The sequence below is a fragment of the Flavihumibacter sp. CACIAM 22H1 genome (assembly GCF_001601815.1).
Taxonomy (GTDB): Bacteria; Bacteroidota; Bacteroidia; order Chitinophagales; family Chitinophagaceae; genus Flavihumibacter.
The window spans coordinates 1-3,503 of sequence record NZ_LUKG01000151.1 but is presented as its reverse complement, the minus strand read 5'-3'; the positions used below and the strand labels follow the sequence as shown (position 1 = coordinate 3,503).

General features: G+C 43.1%; 3 protein-coding genes. 1 reads left to right on the top strand and 2 read right to left on the bottom strand.

All coding sequences use genetic code 11. From position 1 onward, the window contains the following. On the top strand, positions 1-900 hold a 900-nt coding region (locus A1D16_RS21390; RefSeq protein WP_290713648.1), incomplete at its 5' end, for an FAD-dependent oxidoreductase. Positions 901-973: 73 nt separating this feature from the next. On the opposite strand, the gene A1D16_RS21385 is transcribed toward A1D16_RS21390, so the two are convergent. Continuing rightward, positions 974-2,107 (bottom strand): DEAD/DEAH box helicase, encoded by a 1,134-nt coding sequence (locus tag A1D16_RS21385; RefSeq protein WP_290713645.1) that lies wholly within the window; start codon positions 2,105-2,107, stop codon positions 974-976. Between the two features lie 159 nt (positions 2,108-2,266). Further along, positions 2,267-3,283, bottom strand: coding sequence for a quinolinate synthase NadA (nadA, locus tag A1D16_RS21380; RefSeq protein WP_290713642.1), 1,017 nt, complete (start codon positions 3,281-3,283; stop codon positions 2,267-2,269). Positions 3,284-3,503: the final 220 nt, after the last annotated feature.

Genomic DNA, 3,503 nt, shown 5'->3' with positions numbered 1-3,503 from the left:
CTTCAAACCATCCCGGGCTTCGAAAAAGCAAAAATGTTCCGTCCAGGGTATGCCATCGAATACGACTACTTTCCACCTACCCAATTGTCCTATTCATTGGAAACAAAAAAAATTTCTAACCTCTTCTTTGCCGGCCAAATAAACGGAACCACCGGTTATGAAGAAGCTGCCTGCCAGGGCTTAATGGCCGGAATAAATGCCCACCTCAAAACCAAAGAACTGGCGCCCTTTATTCTCAAAAGAAGTGAAGCCTATATCGGAGTACTGATTGATGACCTCATCTCTAAAGGAACCGAAGAACCTTATCGGATGTTCACCAGCAGGGCAGAATTCAGAACACTTTTACGACAAGATAATGCCGACCTCCGCTTAACTGAACTCAGCTATAAAATGGGACTGGCAAGCCAGGAAAGAATGGAACTGGTAGCAGCTAAAAAAATTGGAACAGAAACAGTTAAGAAAATTCTCCAAGAGTTTTCCCTTGAACCAACGGAAGTAAATCATTTCCTTGAATCTATTCAATCCGCTCCCCTTAACCAGAAACAAAAAGCTGCTCAGTTATTATTACGTCCCAATCTAAGCATGCAGGCATTGGTTCAAGCAGTTCCCCGATTAAAAACGGCTCTGTCCGACCAACCTGAAGCTGCTTTGGAACAAGCGGAAATCCAATTAAAATACGATGTGTATATCGAAAAAGAAAAAGAACTGGTCGGTAGGATGAACCAGATGGAAAGTTTAGAAATTCCTGCAAGTTTCGATTATTCTAAAGTAGCCGCCATCAGTAACGAAGCCAGAGAAAAACTAAAACGCATACGACCAGCTACACTTGGACAGGCCAGCAGAATAAGCGGCATCAATCCCAGTGATGTGCAAATACTAATGGTCTATATGGGACGCTAAAAAAAGCCGGCATATACATTATATTAATATTTAATGTATATGCCGGCCTTTGTATTGTACAACAGTATTTGCCTTACACAGGCATAGCCATCCGGGCAACAGGAATTTTCATTCCAATTAACTTTTCTATGTCTTTCAGATACTGCCGTTCTTCCCGGTCACAAAAAGAAAATGCAGATCCATTGTTTCCGGCACGTCCCGTTCTTCCAATCCGATGCACATAGGTTTCCGGAACATTCGGTAATTCATAGTTGACCACAAAAGCCAACTCATCTATATCAATTCCACGGGCGGCTATATCAGTAGCCACTAATGCAACTATTTTACCCTCCTTAAAATCAGCTAAAGCCCGTTGCCTGGCACCCTGGGTTTTATCTCCATGTATGGCCGCGGAAGAAATACCTGCTTTCTGTAAAAACCGGGATAATTTATCCGCCCCGTACTTTGTTCGGGTAAAAACCAACACAGAGCGAATCGACAATTCACGAATCAAACCCACCAAACCGTCGCGTTTTTCTTCCTTTTCCATAAACCGAACTTCCTGTTTCACCAGTTCAGTAGTAGACGAAACCGGCGTAACTGCAACAGTTTCAGGATTCACTAAAATACGCGCAGCCAGCTGACGGATTTCTGCCGGCATCGTTGCAGAGAAAAACAAGGATTGTCGCTTCGCCGGAATATATTGAAGCACTTTTTTTACATCATGTACAAAACCCATATCCAACATCCTGTCCGCTTCATCCAGTACAAAATAACGAATGCTGTTGATCGATAACAATCCCTGCCCGATCAAATCCAGTAATCGTCCGGGTGTTGCAATCAAAATATCAATACCCTTCTGTAATTGTTGCACCTGCGGAACCTGGGATACGCCACCAAAAATAGCAAGGCTTCGGAACGGCAGATACTTTCCATAGTCGCGGAAACTCTCTTCAACCTGAATAGCCAATTCGCGGGTCGGTGTTAATACCAAGGCCTGAATTCCTTTAGTGGCCTGGCGGGTGTTTTTATCTTCTTCCATCAATTGTAAAACCGGAATAGCAAAACCAGCCGTTTTGCCGGTACCAGTTTGCGCACAAGCCAGCAAATCTTTCCGCTGGTTTACAATAGGAATGGATTTGCTTTGAATGGGGGTAGGATTCGTATATCCTAAATCGTTCAACGCCCTTTGAATAGGGGTTGAAACCGCTAATTGCGAAAAACTCACAGTAAAAATTTTAAATAAAAAAATAAAGGCTAACTCAAGCCATAAGCGTCTTAGAAACGATACAACCAGAACGAGGAGAGGAAAAGTCGCAATAGCAGCAACGAAAATAAGAACAGCAAAGCTACTGCTTTGCTGTGGATAAATCTGTTAATATTTTAATCAACCACCCAAACCGGCCGCTTTACTGATCTCCAGCATACGGTCTATTGGCCTTTTTGAAGCAACCCGCAATGCTTCGTCCATAAGAATCTCCGGGGTTTCATATTCCATGCACAAATACAGTTTCTCAAGGGTATTGAGCTTCATATGCGGACAATCATTACAAGCACAACTATTATCGGGTGGTGCGGGAATGAATGTCTTATGCGGGCTGGATTTCTGCATCTGGTGCAGAATGCCTGTTTCCGTCGCTACAATGAACGAATTAGCCGAATCCTGCTGTGTATACTTAAGCAACTGCGTTGTGCTCCCTACGAAGTCCGCAATGCGCAATAAAGGGTCTTCGCACTCGGGGTGTGCAATCAGCTTTGCTTCCGGATGGCGAACCTTTAGTTTGGTTATCTTCTCCAAACTGAAGATCTCATGCACCATACAGGCTCCGTTCCATAGCACCATATTCCGACCGGTCTTTTTATTCAGATAAGCACCCAGGTTTTTATCCGGTGCAAATATGATCGGCTGATCAGCGGGTACGCTTTCAATAATCTTCTCCGCATTGCTGCTGGTACAGATAATATCACTCAGCGCCTTAATATCAGCCGTACAATTGATATATGAAATCACCAGGTGATTAGGGTGTTGCTCCTTAAAGGCCTTAAATAAGTCAGCGGGCGCTGAATCAGCCAAAGAACATCCTGCATTCAGATCCGGTAAAAGAACCTTTTTAGTTGGATTTAAAATTTTAGCAGTTTCCGCCATGAAATGCACACCGGCAAAAACAATAATATCTGCCTTGGTCTTCTCTGCCTGTTGTGCCAGCCCCAGGCTATCCCCGATATAATCCGCAACATCCTGGATATCGGGCTCCTGGTAATAGTGGGCCAGCAGGATGGCATTCTTCTCTTTCTTGAGCCGCTCAATTTCTTTGAACAAATCCAGCGACGGATCTAAGGGTATATCCAGAAAGCCAACCCGGGGAACATTATTTCTTGCAACATCCATGTTAATAACTGCCATAGTATATACTATATAATATTTTTAAAAAAATAACCTATTACTATTAGGGCTGTGAATATGGGGATAAGATCTTTTTAAAAGTTTGGAATACTCCTAAATGCCTTCTTATCCACAGCTATCCACAAGATACAAACAGTTCAGATGCCCCCGTCTTCCTGTATTTATAGTACTTATAAACAGCCGTGGATTACCCAACAACTGTATAACAAAACTACTACCT